Origin of the sequence: Ruegeria marina (assembly GCF_900101475.1) — a bacterium.
GTDB classification, from domain to species: Bacteria; Pseudomonadota; Alphaproteobacteria; order Rhodobacterales; family Rhodobacteraceae; genus Ruegeria_B; species Ruegeria_B marina.
Genome location: NZ_FMZV01000003.1, coordinates 72,163 through 95,024, shown reverse-complemented (window position 1 = coordinate 95,024; position 22,862 = coordinate 72,163). Strand labels below are relative to the sequence as shown.

Annotated in this window: 25 protein-coding genes and 1 pseudogene; 15 read left to right on the top strand and 11 right to left on the bottom strand. The window is 63.8% G+C overall.

Annotation, left to right across the window (positions count from 1 at the left end; all coding sequences use genetic code 11):
• The first annotated feature begins 14 nt into the window (after positions 1-14).
• Positions 15-1,043, top strand: coding sequence for an L-threonine 3-dehydrogenase (gene tdh / locus BLT75_RS05095; protein WP_093029043.1), 1,029 nt, complete (start codon positions 15-17; stop codon positions 1,041-1,043).
• 58 nt (positions 1,044-1,101) lie between these two features.
• Positions 1,102-2,064 (top strand): PLP-dependent cysteine synthase family protein, encoded by a 963-nt coding sequence (locus tag BLT75_RS05090; RefSeq protein ID WP_093028389.1) that lies wholly within the window; start codon positions 1,102-1,104, stop codon positions 2,062-2,064.
• Here BLT75_RS05090 and BLT75_RS05085 read toward each other — a convergent pair.
• The 4 genes from BLT75_RS05085 to BLT75_RS05070 form a co-directional block, all read right to left on the bottom strand.
• The gene (locus BLT75_RS05085) at positions 2,039-2,767 is read right to left on the bottom strand and encodes a metallophosphoesterase family protein (protein ID WP_093028387.1); all 729 of its coding nucleotides are present in this window, start codon (positions 2,765-2,767) and stop codon (positions 2,039-2,041) included. The genes BLT75_RS05090 and BLT75_RS05085 overlap by 26 nt on opposite strands.
• A 67-nt stretch (positions 2,768-2,834) precedes the next feature.
• Entirely contained in the window at positions 2,835-3,440 is a 606-nt protein-coding gene (locus tag BLT75_RS05080; protein ID WP_176827845.1) for a dimethylsulfonioproprionate lyase family protein, read from the bottom strand.
• Between the two features lie 154 nt (positions 3,441-3,594).
• Positions 3,595-5,190, bottom strand: a complete 1,596-nt coding sequence (serA, locus tag BLT75_RS05075; RefSeq protein WP_093028383.1) for a phosphoglycerate dehydrogenase — start codon at positions 5,188-5,190, stop codon at positions 3,595-3,597.
• Between the two features lie 96 nt (positions 5,191-5,286).
• The gene (locus BLT75_RS05070; protein ID WP_093028381.1) at positions 5,287-6,441 is read right to left on the bottom strand and encodes a phosphoserine transaminase; all 1,155 of its coding nucleotides are present in this window, start codon (positions 6,439-6,441) and stop codon (positions 5,287-5,289) included.
• 361 nt (positions 6,442-6,802) lie between these two features.
• On the opposite strand from BLT75_RS05070, the gene serB reads away from it, so the two are divergent.
• Genes serB through BLT75_RS05050 form a run of 4 tightly spaced genes read left to right on the top strand, consistent with a single transcriptional unit; the run spans position 6,803 to position 8,825 of the window.
• Complete coding sequence (gene serB / locus BLT75_RS05065; protein WP_093028379.1) at positions 6,803-7,681, top strand: phosphoserine phosphatase SerB; 879 nt, start codon at positions 6,803-6,805, stop codon at positions 7,679-7,681.
• Between the two features lie 42 nt (positions 7,682-7,723).
• Entirely contained in the window at positions 7,724-8,053 is a 330-nt protein-coding gene (locus BLT75_RS05060) for an ArsR/SmtB family transcription factor (RefSeq protein WP_093028377.1), read from the top strand.
• Positions 8,041-8,475, top strand: a complete 435-nt coding sequence (locus BLT75_RS05055; RefSeq protein WP_093028375.1) for an SRPBCC family protein — start codon at positions 8,041-8,043, stop codon at positions 8,473-8,475. The genes BLT75_RS05060 and BLT75_RS05055 overlap by 13 nt, the downstream gene beginning before the upstream one ends.
• A 35-nt stretch (positions 8,476-8,510) precedes the next feature.
• Positions 8,511-8,825 carry a YciI family protein gene (locus BLT75_RS05050; protein WP_093028373.1) on the top strand — a complete coding sequence of 105 codons (315 nt, stop codon included), beginning with the start codon at positions 8,511-8,513 and terminating at the stop codon, positions 8,823-8,825.
• Positions 8,826-8,831: 6 nt separating this feature from the next.
• Here the strand turns inward: BLT75_RS05050 and BLT75_RS05045 are convergent, their stop codons facing one another.
• Positions 8,832-9,830 carry an asparaginase gene (locus BLT75_RS05045; RefSeq protein ID WP_093029041.1) on the bottom strand — a complete coding sequence of 333 codons (999 nt, stop codon included), beginning with the start codon at positions 9,828-9,830 and terminating at the stop codon, positions 8,832-8,834.
• Positions 9,831-10,007: 177 nt separating this feature from the next.
• Between BLT75_RS05045 and BLT75_RS05040 the strand changes: the two genes are divergently transcribed.
• The 3 genes from BLT75_RS05040 (at position 10,008) to rlmN (ending at position 12,321) form a co-directional block, all read left to right on the top strand.
• Positions 10,008-10,544: an invasion associated locus B family protein gene (locus BLT75_RS05040; protein ID WP_093028371.1), complete on the top strand. Its 537-nt coding sequence runs from the start codon at positions 10,008-10,010 to the stop codon at positions 10,542-10,544.
• 36 nt (positions 10,545-10,580) lie between these two features.
• On the top strand, positions 10,581-10,967 hold the full coding sequence (locus tag BLT75_RS05035) for a lysozyme inhibitor LprI family protein (RefSeq protein WP_093028369.1): 387 nt from the start codon (positions 10,581-10,583) through the stop codon (positions 10,965-10,967).
• A 166-nt stretch (positions 10,968-11,133) separates the two neighbouring features.
• Entirely contained in the window at positions 11,134-12,321 is a 1,188-nt protein-coding gene (gene rlmN, locus BLT75_RS05030; RefSeq protein ID WP_093028367.1) for a dual-specificity RNA methyltransferase RlmN, read from the top strand.
• 4 nt (positions 12,322-12,325) lie between these two features.
• Here the strand turns inward: rlmN and BLT75_RS05025 are convergent, their stop codons facing one another.
• On the bottom strand, positions 12,326-12,667 hold the full coding sequence (locus BLT75_RS05025) for a hypothetical protein (protein WP_093028365.1): 342 nt from the start codon (positions 12,665-12,667) through the stop codon (positions 12,326-12,328).
• Positions 12,664-13,584, bottom strand: a complete 921-nt coding sequence (locus BLT75_RS05020; RefSeq protein ID WP_093028363.1) for a DnaJ C-terminal domain-containing protein — start codon at positions 13,582-13,584, stop codon at positions 12,664-12,666. Before BLT75_RS05020 ends, BLT75_RS05025 begins: the two co-directional genes overlap by 4 nt.
• Positions 13,585-13,751: 167 nt before the next feature.
• Here BLT75_RS05020 and BLT75_RS05015 point away from each other — a divergent pair, with 167 nt between their 5' ends.
• Complete coding sequence (locus BLT75_RS05015; protein ID WP_245706368.1) at positions 13,752-14,138, top strand: hypothetical protein; 387 nt, start codon at positions 13,752-13,754, stop codon at positions 14,136-14,138.
• A gap of 6 nt (positions 14,139-14,144) precedes the next feature.
• On the opposite strand, the gene BLT75_RS05010 is transcribed toward BLT75_RS05015, so the two are convergent.
• Positions 14,145-15,260 (bottom strand): cystathionine gamma-lyase, encoded by a 1,116-nt coding sequence (locus BLT75_RS05010; protein WP_218128844.1) that lies wholly within the window; start codon positions 15,258-15,260, stop codon positions 14,145-14,147.
• 238 nt (positions 15,261-15,498) lie between these two features.
• Here BLT75_RS05010 and BLT75_RS05005 point away from each other — a divergent pair, with 238 nt between their 5' ends.
• Entirely contained in the window at positions 15,499-15,708 is a 210-nt protein-coding gene (locus BLT75_RS05005) for a hypothetical protein (protein WP_093028359.1), read from the top strand.
• A gap of 16 nt (positions 15,709-15,724) precedes the next feature.
• Here the strand turns inward: BLT75_RS05005 and BLT75_RS05000 are convergent, their stop codons facing one another.
• Together BLT75_RS05000 and BLT75_RS04995 are read right to left on the bottom strand one after the other, a co-directional pair.
• The gene (locus BLT75_RS05000; RefSeq protein WP_093028357.1) at positions 15,725-16,012 is read right to left on the bottom strand and encodes a hypothetical protein; all 288 of its coding nucleotides are present in this window, start codon (positions 16,010-16,012) and stop codon (positions 15,725-15,727) included.
• Positions 16,013-16,060: 48 nt separating this feature from the next.
• A complete protein-coding gene (locus tag BLT75_RS04995) occupies positions 16,061-16,903 on the bottom strand; it encodes an LOG family protein (protein ID WP_093028355.1) in 843 nt (280 codons plus the stop codon).
• 89 nt (positions 16,904-16,992) lie between these two features.
• Here BLT75_RS04995 and BLT75_RS04990 point away from each other — a divergent pair, with 89 nt between their 5' ends.
• Both BLT75_RS04990 and dapD read left to right on the top strand, forming a co-directional pair.
• Positions 16,993-17,913, top strand: a complete 921-nt coding sequence (locus tag BLT75_RS04990; RefSeq protein ID WP_093028353.1) for a threonine/serine dehydratase — start codon at positions 16,993-16,995, stop codon at positions 17,911-17,913.
• 122 nt (positions 17,914-18,035) lie between these two features.
• Positions 18,036-18,863 carry a 2,3,4,5-tetrahydropyridine-2,6-dicarboxylate N-succinyltransferase gene (gene dapD, locus BLT75_RS04985; protein ID WP_093028351.1) on the top strand — a complete coding sequence of 276 codons (828 nt, stop codon included), beginning with the start codon at positions 18,036-18,038 and terminating at the stop codon, positions 18,861-18,863.
• A gap of 61 nt (positions 18,864-18,924) precedes the next feature.
• Here the strand turns inward: dapD and BLT75_RS04980 are convergent, their stop codons facing one another.
• Complete coding sequence (locus BLT75_RS04980; RefSeq protein WP_093028349.1) at positions 18,925-20,502, bottom strand: choice-of-anchor L domain-containing protein; 1,578 nt, start codon at positions 20,500-20,502, stop codon at positions 18,925-18,927.
• Between the two features lie 155 nt (positions 20,503-20,657).
• Here BLT75_RS04980 and BLT75_RS04975 point away from each other — a divergent pair, with 155 nt between their 5' ends.
• Together BLT75_RS04975 and BLT75_RS04970 are read left to right on the top strand one after the other, a co-directional pair.
• A complete protein-coding gene (locus BLT75_RS04975) occupies positions 20,658-20,999 on the top strand; it encodes a hypothetical protein (protein WP_093028347.1) in 342 nt (113 codons plus the stop codon).
• 196 nt (positions 21,000-21,195) lie between these two features.
• A pseudogene (locus tag BLT75_RS04970) lies at positions 21,196-22,854 on the top strand (amidohydrolase).
• Positions 22,855-22,862: the final 8 nt, after the last annotated feature.

Sequence of the window (22,862 nt, the reverse complement as noted above, 5' to 3'; positions counted from 1 at the left end):
TGCAACCCAACACAATGAAAGCACTGGAAAAATCGAAACCGGAGGAAGGGTTGTGGATGGTGCAGGCCCCGGTGCCCGAGATCGGCCCCGATGATGTGCTGATCAGGATCAACAAGACGGGCATCTGCGGCACCGACATCCATATCTGGAACTGGGACGAATGGGCGGCGCATACCGTACCGATCCCCATGATCACGGGCCATGAATTCGCCGGCGAGATCGTCGAGCTCGGGCGCGACGTGACGGGCCTCAGCATCGGGCAGCGGGTCTCGGGCGAGGGGCATCTTATCGGCACCGACAGCCGCCAGAGCCGGGCGGGCAAGTTCCACCTGGACCCCGGCACGCGCGGGATCGGGGTCAATGTACAGGGGGCGTTCGCGCAATACCTGCGCCTGCCCGCCTTCAATGTGGTGCCGCTGCCGGACGATATCCCCGACGAGATCGGCGCAATCCTAGACCCGTTGGGCAATGCGGTCCATACGGCGCTGAGCTTTGATCTGCTGGGCGAGGACGTGCTGATCACCGGCGCGGGGCCGATCGGCATCATGGCGGCGGCGGTGGCCAAGCATGCGGGCGCCCGGCACGTGGTGATCACCGATATCAACCCGGACCGGCTGAAGCTGGCGCAGCACGTGGTGCCCAAGGCGCGCACCGTCGATGTGACGCGCGAGGAGCTGGCCGATGTGGTGCACGAATTGGGCCTGAAACAGGGGTTCGATGTGGGGTTGGAGATGTCGGGCAGTCAGGCGGCGCTCGACCAGATGGTCGAGGCGCTGGTGATGGGGGGCAAGATCGCGCTGCTGGGCATCCCGCCGGGCAAGTCGCCGGTGGATTGGTCCCGCATCGTGTTCAAGGCGATCACCATCAAGGGCGTCTATGGCCGCGAGATGTTCGAGACCTGGTACAAGATGATCGCCATGTTGCAGAATGGGCTGGACGTGTCCCGGGTGATCACCCATCGGTACAAGGTCGACGATTTCCGCGAGGGGTTTGCGGCGATGAAATCGGGTCTCAGTGGCAAGGTCGTGCTGGACTGGACCTGAGCGCCGGAGCTCTGCCCCCGGAGCCCTGGAGTATTTTGGAGAAGATGATGAGGCAGGGATGGCGCTGAATTCGATTGTCGAGGCGATAGGTTCCACCCCCGCCGTGTGGCTGGACCGGATGGTTGCGGCGCGCGGCTTGCGGGGGCGCATCCTGGCGAAGCTCGATTACCTCAATCCGGGGTTCTCGAAGAAGGACCGCGCCGCGCTTGGGATTATTTCGGCAGCCGAAGCCGATGGGTCCCTGCGGCCCGGACAGACGGTGGTGGAACTGACTTCGGGGAACATGGGGACCGGCCTGGCGATCGTGTGTGCGATCCGCGGGTATCCGTTCGTCGCGGTGATGAGCCGTGGCAATTCTTCGGAGCGGGCGCGCATGATGGCAGCGTTGGGGGCCGAGGTGGTGCTGGTCGATCAGGCGGCGGGATCGCGGCCCGGGCAGGTGTCCGGAGCCGATCTTGCGCTGGTGGAGGAAGCCGCGCGGAGCCTGACCGCCGAACGCGGCGCCTTTCGGGCCGACCAGTTTCACCATGCGGGCAATGCCGCGGCCCATGCCCGGACCACGGCGCCGGAACTCTGGGCGGATTCGGGCGGCGGGTTGACCGCATTCGTCGATTTCGTCGGTTCAGGCGGGACATTCGGCGGGGTCATGGAGGGGCTGCGGAGATTGAACCCGGAGATGCGCGGCTATGTCGTCGAGCCTGAAGGCGCCGCGGTATTGGCCGGTCAGGAGGCCGCGTATCCCGCGCATCCCATACAGGGAGGTGGCTATGCGATGGCCGATCTCGACTTTCTTCAAGGCGTGCCGGTGTGTGACTTCCTGCAGGTCAGTGGCGCGGAAGCACGGGAAACCGCCCGGGCGCTGGCGCGGGAGGAGGGGATATTCGCCGGGTTTTCCGCCGGGGCCAATGTCGCGGCCGCGCTGTCTCTGCTTTCGGGACCCGAAGCTGGTGGGACGGTCGCGGTCATCATTTGCGACTGCGGATTGAAATACCTGTCTACCGATCTCTGGGAAGGAGCCTGACCCGGCCGCTGTCGGTCAGCAGCCAGCAGTCCCGCCCCTCGAATACCGCGGCGGCCAGCGGCCGGCCATAGCCGGCGCCCGCGTCGAGATTGATGCGGTTGCCGCAATGTTCGGCCGCGTATCCCGGTGTGTGCCCGTGCACGACCAGCCAGGGATGCGGACGTGGATCGTCCAGGAACTCGTGCCTGATCCAGATCAGGTCGTGTTCGGTCTGCTGCGCCAACGGCACGCCGGGGCGAATGCCGGCGTGTACGAACAGAAGGTCTCCGGCTAGGTGATAGGTCGGCAGGCCGGCGAGAAATTCCAGATGGCTGGCGGGAACGGCCCGGCGTGCGGCGGCGTGCACCTGGTAGGTGCGGGCGCCCTCGGGCACCTTGACACCGTATGAAGCGAGCGTTTCGATCCCGCCGATGCGTTCGTGCAGCCAGTGATAGCCGACCAGCAGCCGGTCGTCATTGGCCGGGTGGTCGCGCAGGAACATCTCGAACATCCGGTCGTGATTGCCCTTGAGCGTGATCCAGTCGCGGCCTTCTGCCAATCCCCTGGACAACAGGTCGATCACGCCTGCGGAGTCGGGACCCCGGTCGGTGTAGTCGCCCAGAAAGACCACGCGCCCGCCGCCATCCCGGTCGATCCGGGCCAGCGCGTCCTCGAGCATGGTCTTTTGTCCGTGGATGTCGCCTATGGCGTAGATCGGGAACATGGGTTGGGCCTGAAACAATCTATTGTTGTTCCAGACATAGCGTTACTTCTGACGGGGGAAAAGCGGTTCAGGCGGTTATCGCCACCTGGGGGTCGTCGAGCATGGTGTAAGAGTGCAGATTGACATCACCGCTCCAACGCCAGAAGGCCAGAACGCCCTCGGGGCCGGTGCGGAAGGCATGTGGAAGCAGCGACGGGTGGTGGATCTGTTCTCCGGCCTCGCGGAGCCGCGTGTCATCGCCGGCCGTCCAGACTGCCGATCCGGCAAGGATCGTATAGGTTTCGTCCGCGTCGTGATTGTGCAGCCCGTAATAGGTGTTCGGGCGCTGATAGTAGAGCCCCATGCGCAGGTCGGCACAGGGAACCGGGCCTTCAGGACCCATCAGGTTTGCCACGACATACATCGAGCCTCGGTCGCCGATCTGCGCCGCGACAGGGTTTATGCCCCAGGGAATCAGGTCAAAGGCGGACAGCAGTCCGGCCGCGGCCGGGTGCGACGAGAGCGCCAGCAGGCTGCGTATCGCCAGATGGTCGGAGGACTGAGGCTGTGGGGTACACAGTTGTTGCGGTCCAAGTTCGCGCAACACCAGCGCGGTCCGGGCCGCCTCGGGCCGGTCCTCGGCCAGAAGCGGCAGGCAAAGAGCATGGATCAGCGTCTGGGCGGTCTGGGACATGGCATCCTCCGGACATGTGCTTTTGGCTCCATACGGCCAAAGGGAGTGTCCGCGCCAATCCGGAAGCGACGGGAAACCGTCGCAAATGGCAACCCTCAACGAAAAAGCGCCGCACATTTCGTGCGGCGCTCGTTTCTTCGCGTGACGCGGCGGTTCAGGCCACGTCGAACTCCAGCGGCTTGATCTGGTTGAACAGGCCGGTTTCCGCCAGTTTGGCCCGTGCTTCGGCCGGAACCGGTTCGTCAACGTACAGAAGCGCGATGGCTTCGCCGCCCGGGCCGGAGCGGCCCAGCGTAAAGTTGGCGATATTCACGCCATGATCACCCATGGTGCGCCCCAACGTGCCGATGATGCCCGGTACGTCCTCGTTCGTGGTGTAGAGCATGTGCGCGCCGATCTCGGCATCAACATTGATGCCCTTGATCTGGATGAAGCGCGGCTTGCCGTCGCTGAACACCGTGCCGGCGACCGACCGCTCGCGCTTGTCGGTCACGACGGTTACTTTCACATACCCGTCAAAGGCGCCCGACTTGTCCTGGTTGGTGGTCGAGATCTGGATACCCCGTTCCCTTGCCACGACGGGGGCCGAAACCATGTTCACGTCAGGGTTGGACCTTTTCATGATACCCGCCACGGTCGCGCAGTTCAGCGCGGCAAGGTTCATGCTGGCCGCGACGCCATCGTAGAGGATGTTGATCGCCTTGATCGGCTCGTCGGTCATCTGACCGACGAAGCTGCCCAGGTGACCGGCCAGTGCGATCCAGGGCCCCATGACCTTGGCCTCTTCGGCGGTGACGCTGGGCATGTTGAGCGCATTTTCGACAGCGCCGGTCAGCAGGTAGTTCGCCATCTGCTCGGCCACTTGCAGGGCGACGTTTTCCTGCGCTTCGGTGGTGGCGGCGCCCAGGTGCGGGGTGCAGACGACATTGGGAAGCCCGAACAGCGGGTTCTCCTTGGCGGGTTCGACGCTGAACACGTCGAACGCGGCGCCCGCCACGTGGCCGGATTTCAGCATTTCGGCCAGCGCTTCCTCGTCCACCAGGCCGCCGCGGGCGCAGTTGATGATGCGCACACCCTTCTTGGTCTTGGCCAGATTCTCGCGGCCCAGGATGTTGCGGGTCTGGTCGGTCAGCGGCACGTGCAGGGTGATGAAGTCGGCGCGGGCCAGAAGGTCTTCGAGTTCGACCTTTTCCACGCCCATCTTGTTGGCCTTCTCCTCGCCCAGGTAGGGGTCATAGGCGATGACCTTCATCCTGAGCCCGCGTGCGCGGTCGCAGACGATGCCACCGATGTTGCCGGCGCCGATCACCCCCAGGGTCTTGCCGGTCAGTTCCACACCCATGAACCTGGACTTTTCCCACTTGCCCGCATGGGTCGAGGCGCTGGCCTCGGGGATCTGGCGGGCAACAGCGAACATCATCGCGATGGCATGTTCGGCGGTGGTGATCATATTGCCGAAGGGCGTGTTCATGACGATCACGCCCTTTTTCGAGGCGGCGTCCTTGTCCACATTGTCGACCCCGATCCCGGCGCGGCCGATGACCTTCAGGTTTGTGGCTGCTTCGAGGATCTTGTCGGTCACCTTGGTGGCCGAGCGGATGGCAAGGCCGTCGTACTGGCCGATCACTTCGGCCAGCTTGTCCTTGTCCTTGCCCAGGTCGGGCTGGAAATCGACCTCGATGCCGCGGTCCTTGAAGATCTGGACGGCGGCGTCCGACAGTTTGTCGGAGATGAGTACTTTGGGGGCCATGTCTTTGGTCCTTGAACTGGTATCTGGGTCGGTGGGCACAAGCGCCCACCCTGTGGATCCGTGTCGGGGTAAGGTGGGCAATGTGCCCACCGGGCCTTAGGCGGCCTGCGCCTGCGCGGCGATTTCGGCCTCGAAGGCCCATTCGAGCCAGGGCAGCAGCGCCACGATGTCGGCCGTCTCGACCGTGCCGCCGCACCAGATGCGCAGACCGGCGGGCGCGTCGCGATAGGCGCCGATATCCAGCGCGACACCCTCGGCCTCCAACCGCTTGGCGATCGCCTTGGCAAAGGCCGCGCCGTCCTGGATACGGGCATCGGTGAACTTCAGGCAGACGCTGGTGTTCGACCGGGTTGCCGGATCCTCGGCCAGGTTGTCGATCCAGTCATGCGCCTCGCAGAAATCGAAGATCGCCTGTGTGTTGGCATCGGCCCGCGCGATCAGACCCTTCAGGCCACCCACCGAACGTGCCCAGTCGAGCGCGAAAAGGTAGTCCTCGACCGCCAGCATCGAGGGCGTGTTGATCGTCTCGCCCTTGAAGATACCTTCGATCAGCTTGCCGCCCTTGGTCATGCGAAAGATCTTGGGCAGGGGCCAGGCCGGCGTATAGCTTTCCAGCCGCTCCACCGCCCGGGGGCTCAGCACGATCATGCCATGCGCGGCTTCGCCGCCCAGCACCTTCTGCCAGGAGAAGGTGGTCACATCCAGCTTGTCCCAGGGCAGGTCCATGGCAAAGGCGGCGCTGGTGGCGTCGCAGATGGTCAGGCCGGCACGATCATCGGCGATCCAGTCGCCATTCGGCACCCGGACACCGGCGGTGGTGCCGTTCCAGGTGAACACCACGTCATTGTCGAAATCGACCGAGGCGAGATCGACGATCTGGCCGTAGTCGGCGGTCTTGACCACCGCGTCGAGCTTCAGTTGCTTGACGACATCGGTGACCCAGCCCGCGCCGAAGCTCTCCCAGGCCAGCATTTCGACCTTGCGGGCGCCAAGCAGCGACCAGAGCGCCATTTCCACCGCGCCGGTGTCCGAGGCAGGCACGATGCCGATGCGGTAATCCGCCGGAATACCCAGGAGTTCGCGGGTGCCTTCGATGGCAGCCTTCAGCTTGTCCTTGCCGACAGCGGCGCGATGCGACCTGCCAAGTGCAGCATCACCGAGTTTCGCGACGTCGAATGTGGGGGGTTTGGCGCAGGGGCCAGAGGAGAACCGCGGATTGACCGGCCGCGTTGCCGGTTGGTCGATAGCCATAGGTGTTACCCTTCCAGATATACGCCCCTCGTTGGGGAGGGGTGTCCCGCGGTAACAGCTAGAATGCCGCGCTGCGGCAGGCAAGCGGAATTTCGGGCAAGAATCGTCGCTTTGACATTTGATTGCGACGTTTGCGACTACGATCGGAAACTTGTGTGCCGGCAACAGGAATTTACCGGCCGGAGTTGCTGCTCTATTCCGTTGGCGAAAGCCGGGTTGGAAGAATTGAATGTTTTCAGTGGTCTAACGGCAGTGCGAGTGCGTTTCCATCTGTGCGGCCTGTTCGTTCGGCCTTGGCGGGCGGCACTGGCGGAACCATTCTGTCTGGGCTATGGCGATCCCGATTCAAAGGAGTTGCTTGATGTTCGTCGCCACGTTGCTGTCCAACCCCGCCAAGGCCGCGCTTGATCCGGCGCTGGTCGAATCGCTGCGCAATGCCTGGGGTGGGGGCGATGCAGTGTGGCTGAGCCCCGACGAGGCGGCGGAATTCGACTTGCCGGCCGTTCCAGGCAATCGCTGGCAGGTCTGGGAGGACCTTCAGACCCTGGGTGTCGATCTGGTCGTGCAGCAGGCCGAAGGTCGCAGGAAGCGCATGCTGCTGGCAGACATGGACAGCACCATGATCCAGCAGGAATGCATTGACGAACTGGCCGACGTGGCCGGGGTGGGCGAGCGCGTCAAGGAGATCACCGCCCGCGCCATGAACGGCGAACTGGATTTCGAGGGCGCGCTGCTGGAACGCGTGGGTCTGTTGCGCGGTCTGGACGAGGCGGTGATAGGCCAGGTGCTCGACACCCGCATCACCTTGATGCCGGGCGGGCGCGAACTGGTGGCGACCATGCGCGCCAACGGAGGCTATGCCGTGCTGGTTTCCGGCGGGTTCACGGCGTTTACCGAGAAGGTGGCGGCGCAACTGGGGTTTGACGAGAACCGCGCCAACACGCTGCTGGCTGCAGATGGCAGGCTGATCGGCGATGTGGCGCGCCCGATCCTGGGCCGCCAGGCCAAGGTCGACGCGCTGGAGCAGATCTCCGCCCGTCTGGGTCTGTCCGAACAGGAGGTGATCGCCGTGGGGGATGGCGCCAACGACCTGGGTATGCTGGGTCGTGCCGGAACCGGTGTCGCGTTGCATGCCAAGCCTGCGGTGGCGGCTCAGTGTGAAGTGCGCATCAACCACGGCGACCTGACGGCGCTGCTGTTCGTCCAAGGGTATGCTCGGGCCGATTTCGTCTCGGCTTGACCTGCCCTTGATTTATTAACCTAAAAGTTAAATAATGCGGCCATGACCCAGCTCCTGGCCGCATTCTCTGCGCTCTCCGATCCGACCCGATTCGCCATCGTCGAACAGTTGATGGCCGAGGGCGAATTGCCCGCCGGCGATCTGGTCGAGGGCAAGGGCATGTCGGGTGCCGCGATATCGCGGCACCTGAAGTTGTTGCGAGAGGCCGGGTTGATCGCACAACGCATCAGCGGAACCCAGCGGCTGTATTCGATCGCGCCCGAGGGGTTGCGGGTGATTGCCGACTGGACGATCTCGAAACGCAGCTTCTGGGAAAGCAGCCTGGACCGGCTGGCCGCAGCAATAGAAAGCGACAAGACATGGCCGACCTGAGACTGGAACGGGAATTCGCCGTCACGCCCGAAGAGCTTTTTGCCTGGGTCAGCGATGGTGCCAAGCTGCTGCAATGGTGGGGACCCGAGGGGTTGCACGTGCCTGTCGACCAGCAGGAACTGGACTTTACCCGGCTGGGGCCGTGGTTCTCGGTCATGGTGAATGGGGAGGGCCAACGCTACAAGGTCTCGGGCCAGGTCACCCAGGTGAAGCCGCCCCATTCGATTGGCTTCACCTGGGGCTGGCATGATGATGACGACCGGCGCGGGCCCGAAAGCCATGTTATGTTCACTGTCGAACCCTGCGCCAAGGGCGCGCGGCTGATCCTCGATCACCGGGAACTGGGTGACGACGAGATGAGCCTGCGCCACGAAGAGGGCTGGACATCGTCGCTGCGCAAGCTCGAAGCGAAACTGGCCTGATCCTGTGAGCAACGACCAAGGGAAAGGAGCGCGACATGCCTGAATTCATCTTTGCCTATCACGGCGGCAAGACACCCGAAACGCCCGAGGAAGGGGCCGAAGTCATGACCGCATGGCGGGCCTGGTTCGGCAATATGGGCGACGCGGTGATCAACCCGGGCAATCCGGTTGGCCTGTCGAAAACGGTCAGCGCGGCAGGCGTTGACGACAATGGTGGCGCCAATCCGCTGTCCGGTTTCTCGGTGGTGCGTGCCGCCGACATGGCTGCGGCCACCGAGATGGCCAAGGGTTGCCCGATGGTGGTGTCGGGCAACGGATCGGTCGAAGTGGCCGAGATTATCGAGATGTAACCGGTATCAGAAACGCAAACCGGCTGCGGCGCGGATACTGCCGCAGTTGATGCCGCGACGGCTCAGGATAGGTGCGTCCAGCCGCTTGCGGGTGGCCGGATGTGCCGGGTCGAGCAGCCCGAGGCTGACCAGAATGGCGGCGATCGCACATTCGCTCGCCCGCGTGCTGCCGTCGGCGATCTTGACCGCAATACCCAGTTTCTGTTCCGGCAGGATGGCCACGAACACCGCCTCGGCCCCGGTCTTGATCGCGGCTCGCCCGTTCATGGCCCGCATCAGCTCGGTGCAGGCGCGTCCTTCGCCGGCGACCAGTTCGGGGTGTTTCATCATTGCCGCGGTCAGGTCTGCGGCTGCCTGGCTCTGGCGGTCCGACCGTGTCGGGGCCGACGCAAACCAGGCCATGGCGCGGGCCAGCCCCTTGAGCGTGGTGGCAAAATTGGGCGCCGAACAGCCGTCGATGCCATATCCGGGGCTGCTCTCTCCGGTCACTTCCTCGAATGCGGCGAGACAGGATTGCTGAACGGGGTGGTCGATTTCGATGTATTCCGGCCCGGCCCCCAGATGCTGGCTGAGGGTGAGAAAGCCGGAATGCTTGCCCGAGCAGTTGTTGTGAATCTGGCAAGGCGCTTCGTAGGCGCGGATCAGCCGTTCGTGCTCTGGTCGGTCGTCGGGGTCCTGCGGACCGCAGCGCAGATCGGTTTCGCCAAGGCCCAATTGGCCCAGCCAGCGACCCACCCGTTCGGTGTGGATTGCCGCGCCGTTGTGAGAGGCGCAGGCCAGCGCAAGTTGCTCGGTTCCCAGCCCGTATTTCGCCGCAGCACCCGAGGACAGCAGCGGCAGCGCCTGGATCATCTTGCTGGACGAACGCGGGTACATCACCAGATCGGGGTCGCCCCAGCTGCGCAGGATCTCTCCATTGTCGTCGCACACAACGGCATGACCAAGGTGCAGGCTTTCCAGAATGGAACCTCGCCAAATTTCGGCCATCGGAACAGGTTGAATCATGGTCATCTCCGCCAGAATCTGCGCGAAATCTCGCCAATCGCCCTTTCGTCCGTGGCGAAAACTGCGCTATTGTGTCTATGTCGGCAATCGAAGGGATGCACAAGGCAGACGGAGCGACAAAGCTCTGCATGGCAACCTTCGGAAATTGAGGTAAAGGTCAGCTGGAGGGCTGAACAGATGGGATTCAAACTTGTCCGCAGTATTGCGGGCCTGTGTCTGGCCGGGGCGGCCGCCACCACCGCAATCGCACAGCAAAGCGAAAGCAGCAATCGGGTTGCTTCCAAGACCGATTGGAGCGTTTTTGTCGAAGATGATCCGACCGAATGCTGGAGTGTTTCGGCGCCCAAGGAAACCGTGAATACCCGCGGCGGCAGTGTCGTATCGGTTCGCCGAAGCGATATTCTGCTGATGGTTTTCTTTCGCCCGAAAGCCGGGGTTAACGGTCAGGTAACTTTTACCGGCGGCTATCCGTTCGCGCCGGGTTCCACCGTCAATCTCAATGTCAGCGGTACCGAATTCGAATTGATCACCGAAGGCGAATGGGCCTGGCCGGCGACAGCGGCCGATGACGCAAAGATCGTGGCCGTGATGAAACGCGGAGCCGAGGCGGTGCTGACCGCGCGTTCGGCACGCGGAACCCAGACAAAGGACACTTTCTCGTTGCTGGGCTTCACTGCTGCGGTCGAGGATGCAGAGAAGCGCTGCGGCGGGTGAAGCCCCGAATTGGGCCCGGGCGACTGGCGAGGTCACATGAAACATCTGGTCTTCGTCATTGCGTTTGGCCTGTCGCCTGCACAGGTTCTGGCCGACCCGGCGCTGGAGTGTTCGGATGCAGGCAGTCAGGTCGAGATTTCGGCCTGCGTCTCGGCGATGGGTGAAAAGGTCGACACAGCCCTGTCAATCGCCCTGGAGATCGCCCGAGAGTCTGCGCGGGAACTGGATGAAGTCACCGGGCGCGATGTCGCGTTGCCATCGCTCGAGACGGCTCAGTCCGCCTGGGAGAACTACCGTACCGCTCATTGCGTTGCCGTTGGCGCAGGCTTCGGCGGCGGATCGGGCACGGGAATAGCCATGTCCTCGTGCCGGATCGAACTGGGCCGGGTCCGGGTGGACCAGTTGATCGGAATGGCAAGATAAAGCCGAGAACCCCTTGCATCGTTCCGGGGTGGAGCAGACGGGAAGATTGATCCGCTGCGGCACTGGCGGCGGCGGGCATTGCATGCCGGATATGACACGAAATCTTTTGATCTTGGCGCGCTTTCCTATATAGAGGCGCATCCATCGCCCCAGACCCGAGTCCGCCATGTCCGTTTCCGCACCGATCACACAGGATGTCCTGACCCTTCCCCGAAAGCTGCCCGAGGGAAAGATCAATCTTGTCGGGCTGACCCGCGACCGGTTGCGCGAGGTGCTGATCGAACATGGCACGCCCGAGAAACAGGCCAGGATGCGTGTCGGGCAGATCTGGCAGTGGATCTATCAGTGGGGCGTGCGCGACTTCGACGCGATGACCAATCTCGCCAAGGCCTATCGCGCGCAACTGGCCGAGCATTTCGTGATCGAGATCCCCGAGGTGATCACCCGCCTTGTTTCCGAGGACGGTACCCGCAAGTACCTGGTCCGGATCGCTGGCGGGCACGAGGTCGAGGTGGTCTATATCCCCGAGGAAGACCGCGGCACGCTGTGCGTCTCGTCGCAGGTGGGATGTACCCTGACCTGTTCCTTCTGTCACACCGGCACCCAGAAACTGGTGCGCAACCTGACCGCGGCCGAGATTGTCGGCCAGATCATGATGGCGCGCGACGATCTGGGCGAATGGCCGGTGCCCGGCGCGCCGAAGGACGAGACCCGACTCTTGTCCAACATCGTGCTGATGGGCATGGGCGAGCCGCTCTACAATTTCGACAACGTGCGCGACGCGATGAAGATCGCCATGGATCCCGAGGGAATCCAGCTGTCGCGCCGCCGCATCACCCTGTCGACCAGCGGCGTGGTGCCGGAAATCGCGCGCACGGCGGAAGAGATCGGTTGTCTGCTCGCCATTTCGTTCCATGCCACAACCGATGAGACCCGCGACGTGCTGGTACCGATCAACAAGCGCTGGAACATTGAGGAACTGCTGACGGCACTTGCAGCCTATCCGAACGCGTCGAACTCGGAACGCATCACGTTCGAATATGTCATGCTGGACGGGGTAAACGACAGCGACGAGGACGCCCATCGGCTGCTCGACCATATCAAGCGGCACAACATCCCGGCCAAGATCAACCTGATCCCGTTCAACGAATGGCCGGGTGCGCCCTACAAGCGGTCCTCGAACAACCGCATCCGCGCATTTGCCAACATCATCTACCAGGCAGGCTATGCCGCGCCGATCCGCAAGACGCGCGGCGACGATATCATGGCTGCCTGCGGGCAGTTGAAGTCGGCCACCGAACGGGAGCGCAAGTCCAGAAAGCAAATCGAGGCCGAGGCAGGTCTGGGCGACTGAGCCTTCAGCCTCCGAAGCGATCGCTGAGCAGGCGGTTGGCGATGTCGCGCCGCACTTCCTCGGGTTGGTCATCCAGCGCCTGCATCAAGCCGCGCATTTCCGCGCGAAGCCCGTGTAACTGGTCGATCAGCGATATCATCAGGCCGATGGCTTCGGGCTCGGCCTCGTATTGGTCGTGCAGGTCACAGGCCAGTTCCAGTCGCGCGATGTCGATCTCCTGGTAAACGGGGCCGGTTTCGGTCTGGGCGGGCACCACGATATTGGCCGCGCAATACTCGACCAGGCGACTCTCGGTCAGCCGTGTCACGCGGGCGATGACTTCGCTTTCACTGTAGAAAAGGGTCATTTCGGCATCCCCTTTCTAGGGTTGTAGGAATGGGACTTTCGCCAGGTTTCCATGAATTCGCGCAACCCGTCGTCGATCCGGTCCGGCATCACGATGCTGATTTCAACCAGCTGATCGCCCCGCCCCGTGCCGCCACGCTGGCGCACACCCTTGCCTTTCAGGCGCAGTGTCTTGCCGGAACTGGTTCCGGACGGAATCGTCACGGCGACCGGCCCGTCGATGGTCGGCGTCGTGACCTTGCCGCCCAGAACCGCCTCGTCAACGGTGATCGGCAAGGTGATGTGAATATCGTCGCCCTCGCGCCGGAACACCGGATGCGGCGCCACCGAGATCGTCACCAGCGCATCGCCATTCGGCCCGCCGCCGAACCCCGGGTCGCCCTTGCCTCGCAGCCGGATCGTCTGCCCGTCGGCGACCCCTACGGGAATGCTGACCTCCAGCCGGTCGCCACCCGGCAACGTGATCGGCCTTGTTGCGCCGAACACCGCATCGAGAAAGGAGATCTGCATCGCATATCTGCGGTCCTGGCCCGGAGCACGGTATCCATGGGATCGCCCCGCGCCGCCCTGCCTGCGCATGAACTCGGCGAAGATATCCGACATGTCCTCGTATTCGCCATGCGCCTGCGCCCGGCGATAGGGGTTCCCGGCGGCCTCGGAATGGCTGCGGTAATACTGCTGCTGCGGTTTCTCCTGCCCCGAGGCATCGATCTCGCCCCGGTCGAACCGGGCACGGGTTTCGGGGTCCTTCAGCAGGTCATATGCGGCAGCAGCGGCCTTGAATCGTATCTCGGCGGCCGTATCGCCCGGTTTCAGGTCCGGGTGACATTCCTTGGCGATCTTGCGATACGCCTTCTTGATCTCGTCCTGCGATGCATCCCTGGACAGGCCAAGGGCCGAATAGGGGTCGGTGCTCATGTCTGGCTCGTCATCCGTGGTTGGGTCGGGTCCGGCAAGGGGATTAGATCATGTGGCAGGCAGGGGCGCAAAGAGGCGTCTTGGCGCAACTGCGATACCGGCGGTTTTTGTGGCATTTTCCGCTGGGGCTTATAACATCCCGAACAGATTTTCAGGGAGTATCGGACGTGTATCGCACAATGCTATCAATCGCGGCCCATCTGGCCGGTAATGCGGTCGGCCTTTTGCTGGCCGCGCTCTTGCTTGAAGGTTTTTCCATCGCGCCGCTGTCCTTCGTTCTTGTCGTGGCGATTTTCACCCTCATTCAGGTCGTGGCCGGGCCGCTCATCAACAAGCTCAGCGAAAGGAACCTGCCCGCGCTCCAGGGGGGCGTGGCGCTGGTGGTCGTCTTCGTCGGCCTGCTCGTGACCGAAATGCTGACCTCCGGCCTGGTGATCGGCGGGGTCACGAACCTGCTGCTGTCCACGCTCCTCGTCTGGATCGGGGCGCTGATCGCCGGGATCCTTCTGCCGATCTACGTGTTCAAGGAACTGCGCGAAAACAGGACCAGATAGACGCCATCACAGCGTATCGAGCGCGCCGTTCAGCGCCTGCCACAGTTCCTCGACCGGTTCGCAGCCGACCGAGAGGCGGACAAAGCCGGGATCGACCGCATCGCCCCAGCGGATGCGGCGCTCGGCCGAACTGTGCACGCCGCCGAACGAGGTGGCCGGGCGCAGCAGCGGACAGGTGTTGATGAACTGCTCCGCCTTGCCCGCATCTTCCAGCGTCAGGGACATCAGAAAACCGAACCGGCGCATCTGGCTGCGGGCAAGGTTGTGCGAGGGGTCGCTCGGCAGGCCCGGGAAGCGGATCGCCTTGACCGCGGAATGCTGCGCCAGTCGTTCGGCAAGGATTTCAGCCGAGGTGCACATGCGATCATACCGCACATCCAGCGTTTCAAGCCCGCGATGCAGGAGCCAGGCCTCATGCGGGCCGGGGATCGCCCCCGAGATGCGGCGCCAGTCGTCCACCGCCTGCAACAGGTCGGGATCACGGGTGGCGACATGGCCCATCAGCAGGTCCGAATGCCCGCCCATCGCCTTGGTATCCGAGGCGACCACCATGTCGACCCCGAGGTCGAGCGGGCGCTGTCCAAGCGGCGTCATGGTGGTGTTGTCACAGATCGTGATCCCGCCCGATGCGCGTACCGCGCGCGCCACGGCGGCCAGGTCGACAAGATCCAGCCCCGGGTTCGAAGGGGTTTCCAGAAACACCACGTCAAGCCCGGCAAATCCGCCGGTGGTGAATTCGGCGGTCGGGCGTTCTACGACCTCGATCCCGAGCCGGCGCAGGTACCGGTCGGACAACAGCCGGGTCACGTAATAACCGTCGCCCGGGATCAGCAGCCGCTGACCTGCCTTCAGCGTGGCGAACAGCGCCGCCGAGATCGCCCCCATGCCCGACGGAAAGACGCGGCAGGGCGCACCTTCGAGATGTTCGAGCGCATGTTCCAGCGCCACCCAGGTCGCGTTGTGCACGCGGCCATAGTTGGAGAAGCGCTCCGGTTCACCGGGCAGGTGGTACATGCTGGACTGTACCAGCGGCAGCGCCACCGGTTCACCCTTGGACAGTGCATTGCCGCGCAGATGCAGAAAGGCGCCCATGGCGGGTGCGTGGCGTTCGATGTCGTCCATTCCGGTCTCCAAACTCTTTCCAGAAACGCTTTAGCACCGGGGCCGAGGGGCTGAAAGAGCCGGGCGGTTACGGGCTTCTTTCTGGTTCGAAATACTCCGGGGGAGCCGCAGCTCTGCTGCGGCGGGGGCAGAGCCCCCAAGATCGGGGCGCGCCCCGATTTTTCCTCATTAGGGTTCAATTTCCGCCGCGATCAACAGTCAGTTTCGAATTTGGCAACAACGCCATGGAGGACAGGAAATGGCACAGGCAGATATCGGTGGCGCGATGATCGAGGCAGGCATTCTGGACCTGCTGCAACGGGAGCGGGCCAAGGCGCTGAGCGCGCGCGAATGGAAGTTCCGGCTCATGGGCTACGGCTATGCCATCAAGGACGTCAAGGGCGCCCAGGTGGTGACCAAGCTGCCGCAGGGCATCGAACTGGGCGTTCTGCCCGCGCATATCGTCTGACCGGAAAACCTCCCGGTCAGACGGACACAGTCGCCGGGCCGCCCACGGCCTGGGCGAGAGTCCCGCCTTCTGCCGGATCGGTATCCTTGCGAATGTGCAGCACCGTGTCCCGTACCCGGTTCCAGGTGCCCTCGTCGGGATAGATCACCACGATCAGCCCTTCGGTCGGGCTGATCCGGACAAGATGGCCGCCCACTGCGCCCATCGCCTTGATCTGACTCAACTTGTCCCGGGCGCTGGCGACCAGCGCCGCCTCGTTCAATGTCGTGTCATAGGTCCAGCTGGATACGGTCACATAGGCCATCACTTCCTCCCGTCATGGCATTGCGGGGGCAGTCTAGCACGAATCGCATCAACGGCCGGGAATACTGTCGCGCGGAGGGGCGGGCTCCCAGTTCTCGATGACCTCGACCGCCTCCTGCGCGGTCTCGACGAAACGGAACAGGTCCAGGTCCTCGGCCGAGATCGTGCCGGCGTCGGCCAGAGCGTGCCAGTTGATCACCCGTTCCCAGAATTCACGTCCGAACAGCAGGAACGGCACCCGTTCCATGCGGCCGGTCTGGATCAGGGTCAGGGATTCGAACATTTCGTCCATCGTGCCGAAGCCGCCGGGAAAGATGATGATCGCCCGCGCGCGCATCAGGAAATGCATCTTGCGGATCGCGAAGTAATGGAAGTTGAAGCTGAGCTCGGGTGTGACAAAGGAATTCGGCGCCTGTTCGTGCGGCAGCACGATGTTCAACCCGATCGAGCAACCGCCCGCCTCATGCGCACCGCGGTTGCCGGCCTCCATCACGCCCGGGCCGCCGCCGGTGCAGATCACCAGTTCGCGGCAGTCGGTCTTCTTCGACTTCTCGGTGATCAGCCGCGCGAATTCGCGCGCCTCGTCATAGTATTTCGACAGTTCCGCCAGGGTCTGGGTGCGGGCCCGGTCCTTGTCGGCGGGGGCCGGGATGCGGGCGCCGCCGAACAGCACCACGGTCGAGGTAATGTTCAGCTCGGCCATGATCATTTCCGGCTTCAGCAGCTCCAGTTGCAGCCGTACCGGGCGCAACTCGTCGCGGCACAGGAAATCCTCGTCGGCAAAGGCAAGCCGGTAGGCCGCCGATCGCGTCTGCGGTGTGTCCGGCACGTGGCGCGCTGTCGAACGGTCGGTATGGGCATCGCGGAACGGGCTTTGGCGGTCGTCTCTCATGGCGCGGGCTTCCCTGCTTGCGTCTTTCTTCCTGAGCTATAGGGTTCGCGGGGCAAGTGCCAGAGGCAGACCGGCGAAGAGGGCAAGAGATGGACTGGAAGGCAGAGATTTCGGCGGCGGCGCGCCGCACCGCGGGGCATGTGCAGGTGACGCCGGTCATGACGACTCAGGGGTTTGGTCTTTCATTCCCGGTCGAGATGAAGCTGGAACACATGCAGCATACCGGCAGTTTCAAGGCGCGCGGCGCGTTCAACACCTTGCTGGCCAGCGACGTGCCCGCCGCTGGCGTCGTGGCGGCCTCGGGCGGCAATCATGGGGCGGCGGCAGCCTATGCGGCCCGTGCGCTGGGGCATCCGGCCAAGATCTTCGTGCCCGAGATTGCGGGCCCGTCCAAGATCGCCCTGATCCGGAATATCGGTGCCGATCTGGCGGTGGTGCCCGGAGAATATGCGAACGCGCTGATGCTGGCCCGCCAGCACGAGGCCGATACCGGCGCGATGCAGATCCACGCCTATGACGCACCGTTGACGGTGGCGGGGCAGGGGACCTGCTTTGCCGAATGGGATGCGCAGGGGCTGGAGGCCGACACGGTGCTCATCGCGGTGGGCGGTGGCGGGCTGATCGCAGGCGCGCTGGCCTGGTGGCAGGGCGCGCGCAAGGTTGTCGCGGTGGAACCCGAAACCTCCTGCGCGCTGCATGCGGCGCTGGCGGCGGGCGGGCCGGTCGATGTCGATGTGTCCGGCATCGCGGCCAATGCACTGGGTGCGCGGCGGATTGGCGAGATCTGTTTCCGGTTGGCGCAGGGGGCGGTGACCTCGGTCCTGGTGCCCGATGCCGCTATCGCCGAGGCGCAGCGCAGGCTCTGGTCCGAACGGCGGGTCCTGGTCGAACCGGCGGGGGCAACGGCGCTGGCGGCGCTGATGTCCGGTGCCTATCGGCCGGAATCCGGCGAGCGCGTGGCGGTTCTGGTCTGTGGCGGCAACATCGCCCCGGACCCCTTCGCGGAATAGCACACCCGGCACCTGCCCGAACTTGAGGCCGCAAAGCGGTCAAGCCATGTCGCATTGCACCAAGGCTTTCGCTTGCGTATAGGCGAAACCAACGTGACGCATTTATCAGGGAGCAAGACCTCATGTCCAACCTTCAGCTGGAAGCCGCCATCGAGGCCGCTTGGGAGGCCCGCGATACAATCACGCCCGCGACCACCGGCGAGGCCCGCGAAGCCATCGAGGATACGCTGAATGCGCTGGACAGCGGTGCTTTGCGCGTGGCCGAAAAGCAGGCCGACGGCAGCTGGCATGTCAACCAGTGGGCCAAGAAGGCGGTTCTGCTCGGCTTCCGTATCAAGGACATGGAGATCCAGTCGGGTGGCCCGCAGAGCGGCGGCTGGTGGGACAAGGTGGACAGCAAGTTCGCCGGCTGGAGCGAGAGCGAGTGGAAGGCCGCCGGGTTTCGCGCAGTGCCCAACTGCGTGGTCCGCAAGTCGGCCTATATCGCGCCGGGCGTGGTGCTGATGCCCTCCTTCGTCAATCTCGGCGCTTATGTTGACAGCGGCACGATGGTCGACACTTGGGCCACGGTCGGCAGCTGCGCCCAGATTGGCAAGAACGTGCACCTGTCGGGCGGCGTCGGCATCGGCGGCGTGCTGGAACCTATGCAGGCCGGCCCCACGATCATCGAGGATAACTGCTTCATCGGCGCGCGCTCCGAGGTGGTCGAGGGCTGCATCGTGCGCGAAGGCTCGGTCCTGGGCATGGGCGTCTATATCGGAAAGTCGACCAAGATCGTCGATCGCGAGACCGGCGAGGTCATGTATGGCGAAGTGCCGCCCTATTCGGTGGTGGTGTCGGGGTCGATGCCCACGACCGGCGGGATCAGCCTCTATTGCGCGGTGATCGTCAAGCGGGTCGATGAAAAGACCCGTTCGAAAACCGGGATCAACGAGTTGCTGCGCGACTGACACGCAATCGCGGTAAGGCGGGAAGGCCGCGGCAGCCTGTGCCGCGGCCTTCTGGCCCGCGTCAGGCGCGGAGGAGCGTGCGCGCCTCGTAGCCGCGCAACATGGGCCGCGCTGAAGGCCCGAAACCAAAATCCGACCGCGACAGATCCGGCATGAGGCGCAGAAGCTCGGCCCGGGTTTCGGGATCGAACGCGTTCAGAGACATGTCGCCCGGATGATAGCTTTCGCTTTCGAGCCCTTCGGCGCGGATGACTTCGTGCCGGTCGAACAGAACATGCACGTAGAGGATGGGTTTGCCGTCGGCGCAACGCCTGATCGTGCGACCGTTTTCCAGATGCATGGCCTTGACCAGCACTTCGGCCTCACCAAAAAGAAGTTCCGAAACCGGTCCTTCGAGCAGGATCCGATGGTTGGGTGATACGGCGACCGCGCCGTGGCGGCCCAACGCGTTGCGGGTGAACAGGATGGGGGCGTCGGCCCCTTGGGCGATGCGCTCGGTGCATCCGACCCAACGCACCGGTTGCGGGCCGTGGTCCTTGGTCAACACCATGTCGCCAGGCGCGAGCGTTTCGACCGCCCGCTTGCCTCGGGTCGTGTCGATCAGGGTGCCCGCCACGAAACAGGGCGTGGTATTGATGGTGACAAAGGCGGTGTCGGTGTTCCCTGCCGCGTCCGTCACCTGGTACGAGAATGTATTCGAGCTCGCCACGGATCCGTCGGAATCGATCGTGAAGGTGCCGTCTGCATTCAGGGTGATGGTTTCCCCGCTCGGCAATGTGATCATATCGCCAGCCGAGACGGGTCGGCCGTTGATCGCCGTTATGGTGAGAGTGCCCCCCATCGTGGAACTGTCGTTTGACAGAACGTCGATCGTTTCCACGTTGGAGCCCGTGATCTCGACAGTGTCGTTCTCGGCAATCAGGGCCGTCTGGATCGAGTCCCCGGCAATCAGCAGGTTGGAATCATATTTGGCGTCACCTCCGTCCGCGATGGCGATCTTGATCGTGTTCAGTTGCCCGGGGGTGACCGGCGCATTGAGCGTCAGCGTGACGGTGAAACCGTCCATTTCCGTGTTCGCCACCTCTGCATTTGCCGGGTTGTCGACATACAGGTTCGAATTGGACTCGTCGTTGATGCTGTCGATGGCGATGGTGGTATCGCCGTCGCTCACCGTCAACTCCGCCTGAACGCCATTGACCCATATTCCCACTGCATCGTTGAAACCTGAGCCGACATATTCGAGATATTCCTCGGACGAAAAAACCACCTGCATGGTCAGGGTCGATCCTTCGGCGATGAAACTGGCTTGGAACACCGCGGCGTCATAGGTTTGTGCTCCCGCGATCAGGTTCAGTTCCGCGTCGCCAGCCAGATGGTGATTGGTGCTGGTTCCCGAGGAGGTGTTCGCATCGCCGGAACTGTTGGTGATCGACGTCGCCATGCCGGTGGACAGGATCACACCGGTGTCCGAGGGGGTTATATCGGGTGCGACGGTATCGCCGTCGGAATAGATGCCCGAGGCAGAGGTGGCACCGGTATAGGTGGCTGACACGACCTGGATACCATTGCCAAACATGGCGTTGGCCATGTCCATGGCCGAGGCCGAAGTATCAATGGGCAATTCGCTGGCGGTGGGCATTGCGCGGGGTCCGGTCAGTTGGGTCTTGTCCGGGATAGTCCGTCCACCTTTTCAATCCCTTTATTTTCGGGCCTTCATGCTGCGTATCGCTCTTGGGATTTCCGGATATTTTGTATCAAGTTGACGTATCGAAGGGCGCAGGCTAAGGCGGCGGCATGGAAAAGCCCAGGAAACAATCTCGCCAGCAGGTATTCACGCTTGTCGTCCAGATCGGACGCAAGTCCGGGGATGGCCTGCCTGACGGTGCCACCGGCGCGGCGCTCATGTGTTATGCCAGCGGCGTGGACGAGGCCGAGGCCGTCCGTGAAACCGTCGCCATCCTGAAACAGGCCGATACCGCGCCGCTGGATGTCACCGGCTATGGCACGCTGGAAGAACGCGAGGCGCAGGGCCATGAGATCGACGACGAGGAACGGGCGCTGATGCAGAGGGCGCTGGATGAAAACGCCGTGATTGTGGCCCAGATGACACCGTTCTTCGATGATCAGCCGGGCTGACCGGGAACAGTTCCGCGATCGAAATCATTTCCGCCAGATCTGGTAAAAGGTTCCGTCTTGCGTTGCGGGGCCTTGTTCCGCATGTCCGGGAACTTCTTCTTGCGGGCAACCCGGTCCTTGGGACAATTTGACGTCCAACTGGGGCACAAGGGTCGGCGCATTTGGCCCGATCCGGAAAACGGAAGGGCGTTACACCATGGCAGTGGCCGATTCGATCATTGTAAGGGGGATGGTCCTGACGCAGGACCCGCAGCGGCCAAGGGCCGAGGCGATCGCCCTGGCCGGGGCGCGGATCCTGTCGGTCGGAACCGAGGATGAGGTGCGGGCGCTGGCCGGACCCGAAACAGAGGTAATTGATGCCGGCGGTTGCACCGTATTGCCGGGGTTCGTGGAAAGCCACCTGCACCTGTTCATTGGCGGGGCATAGCTCGACCAGGTGCATCTGCATGGCGCCACCGACTCCGAGGCCGTTCGGCGCAAGCTGGCCGAGGGTGCGGCCCGGCTATCCGGTGCCGGGCTGATGGTCGCGCAGGGGCCAGGCTATGCGCTGTTCGACGGACGCGTGCCGCGCCTGCTGCTCGACACCATCATGCCGGACCGGCCATTGGCGCTGGTCGCTGATGACCATCACACGGTCTGGGCCAACACGCGGGCGCTGGAGCAGGCGGGCGTTCTGCATGGGCGCGAAACCTCGGACGGGCACGAGGTGGTGATGGGCGATGACGGGCTGGCCAATGGTACCCTGCTGGAACCCGAAGCCTATGCGCCCGTTCTTAGCCTCAGCGGTTATTACCGGGCCATGCAGGGGCTCGCGGTCGGGACCGAACCGGACCCGGCTCCGACCGCGGCTCAGCGCGCGGGAGACCTCGAGTCGCTGGCGCGCGGGCTGGCCCATGCGAATGCGCATGGGGTGACGTCGATCGTGAACATGGACGGCAACCTCTACACGCTCGATCTGCTCGACCAGTTGCGGGCCGAGGGGCGCCTGACTGCACGGGTGCGGGTTCCGTTCCATTTCCTGCCCGAGATGGACGAGGCCGAGCTGGAACGCGCCAGCGAGATGCATGCGCGCTGGAACGATGAATGGCTGGCCTCGGGTTTCGTCAAGCTGTTCATGGACGGTGTGATCGAAAGCAACACTGCCTTCATGAAGGCGGATTATCCCGGTCGCCCCGGCTGGCGCGCGCATGGCCGGTTCCCGGCCGAACGCTTTGCGCGGCTTGCGACCGAGATCGACCGGCGCGGCCTCCAGATCGCGGTTCATTCCATCGGCGATGCGGCGACCGCGCGGGTGCTCGACGGCTATGCGGCGGCACGCCGGGCCAACGGGGACAGCGGATTGCGGCACCGGATCGAGCATATCGAGCTGATCGACCCGGCCGACATACCCAGGCTGGCCGAACTGGGGGTGATTGCATCGATGCAGCCGATGCATGTGCCCGGCACCGGCTTCCCGCTGCAACCGGCGCAAGGCGCGATTCCCCCGGAACGCTGGCCTGACAGCTATCCGGTCCGTCGGCTCAAGGATGCCGGTGTCGCCATCGCGCTGGCGTCTGACTGGCCTGTGACCGATATCTCGGTGATGCGGGGGTTTCATGCGGCGGTGACCCGGCAGAGCTGGTGCGCCGAACAGGCAGACCCGCGCCTGACACTCGCCGAGGCCCTGAGCGGCTATACGATGGGCGGCGCCTTTGCCGAAAGGACCGATACGATCAAGGGCAGCCTGACACCGGGAAAGCTGGCCGATGTCGTCATCCTGGACGGCGAAATCGAGGCAATGGACCCCGGGGTTCTGGATCGCGTGGCGGTACGCCGGACGATCTGCGGCGGGCGGACGGTCTACAAACGCCCGTAGGCCACAAT

Coding starts and splice junctions, on each gene's coding strand:
- BLT75_RS05060 (WP_093028377.1), top strand. CDS start 7,724: ATGACCCAGCTCCTGGCCGCATTCTCTGCGCTCTCCGATCCGACCCGA.
- BLT75_RS05035 (WP_093028369.1), top strand. CDS start 10,581: ATGAAACATCTGGTCTTCGTCATTGCGTTTGGCCTGTCGCCTGCACAG.
- BLT75_RS05085 (WP_093028387.1), bottom strand. CDS start 2,767: ATGTTCCCGATCTACGCCATAGGCGACATCCACGGACAAAAGACCATG.
- BLT75_RS05040 (WP_093028371.1), top strand. CDS start 10,008: ATGGGATTCAAACTTGTCCGCAGTATTGCGGGCCTGTGTCTGGCCGGG.
- BLT75_RS05080 (WP_176827845.1), bottom strand. CDS start 3,440: ATGTCCCAGACCGCCCAGACGCTGATCCATGCTCTTTGCCTGCCGCTT.
- BLT75_RS05070 (WP_093028381.1), bottom strand. CDS start 6,441: ATGGCTATCGACCAACCGGCAACGCGGCCGGTCAATCCGCGGTTCTCC.
- BLT75_RS05020 (WP_093028363.1), bottom strand. CDS start 13,584: ATGAGCACCGACCCCTATTCGGCCCTTGGCCTGTCCAGGGATGCATCG.
- BLT75_RS05090 (WP_093028389.1), top strand. CDS start 1,102: ATGGCGCTGAATTCGATTGTCGAGGCGATAGGTTCCACCCCCGCCGTG.
- serB (WP_093028379.1), top strand. CDS start 6,803: ATGTTCGTCGCCACGTTGCTGTCCAACCCCGCCAAGGCCGCGCTTGAT.
- BLT75_RS05000 (WP_093028357.1), bottom strand. CDS start 16,012: ATGGCCTATGTGACCGTATCCAGCTGGACCTATGACACGACATTGAAC.
- serA (WP_093028383.1), bottom strand. CDS start 5,190: ATGGCCCCCAAAGTACTCATCTCCGACAAACTGTCGGACGCCGCCGTC.
- BLT75_RS05045 (WP_093029041.1), bottom strand. CDS start 9,830: ATGATTCAACCTGTTCCGATGGCCGAAATTTGGCGAGGTTCCATTCTG.
- BLT75_RS04980 (WP_093028349.1), bottom strand. CDS start 20,502: ATGCCCACCGCCAGCGAATTGCCCATTGATACTTCGGCCTCGGCCATG.
- dapD (WP_093028351.1), top strand. CDS start 18,036: ATGTCCAACCTTCAGCTGGAAGCCGCCATCGAGGCCGCTTGGGAGGCC.
- rlmN (WP_093028367.1), top strand. CDS start 11,134: ATGTCCGTTTCCGCACCGATCACACAGGATGTCCTGACCCTTCCCCGA.
- tdh (WP_093029043.1), top strand. CDS start 15: ATGAAAGCACTGGAAAAATCGAAACCGGAGGAAGGGTTGTGGATGGTG.
- BLT75_RS04995 (WP_093028355.1), bottom strand. CDS start 16,903: ATGAGAGACGACCGCCAAAGCCCGTTCCGCGATGCCCATACCGACCGT.
- BLT75_RS05005 (WP_093028359.1), top strand. CDS start 15,499: ATGGCACAGGCAGATATCGGTGGCGCGATGATCGAGGCAGGCATTCTG.
- BLT75_RS05050 (WP_093028373.1), top strand. CDS start 8,511: ATGCCTGAATTCATCTTTGCCTATCACGGCGGCAAGACACCCGAAACG.
- BLT75_RS04990 (WP_093028353.1), top strand. CDS start 16,993: ATGGACTGGAAGGCAGAGATTTCGGCGGCGGCGCGCCGCACCGCGGGG.
- BLT75_RS05055 (WP_093028375.1), top strand. CDS start 8,041: ATGGCCGACCTGAGACTGGAACGGGAATTCGCCGTCACGCCCGAAGAG.
- BLT75_RS04975 (WP_093028347.1), top strand. CDS start 20,658: ATGGAAAAGCCCAGGAAACAATCTCGCCAGCAGGTATTCACGCTTGTC.
- BLT75_RS05025 (WP_093028365.1), bottom strand. CDS start 12,667: ATGACCCTTTTCTACAGTGAAAGCGAAGTCATCGCCCGCGTGACACGG.
- BLT75_RS05010 (WP_218128844.1), bottom strand. CDS start 15,260: ATGGACGACATCGAACGCCACGCACCCGCCATGGGCGCCTTTCTGCAT.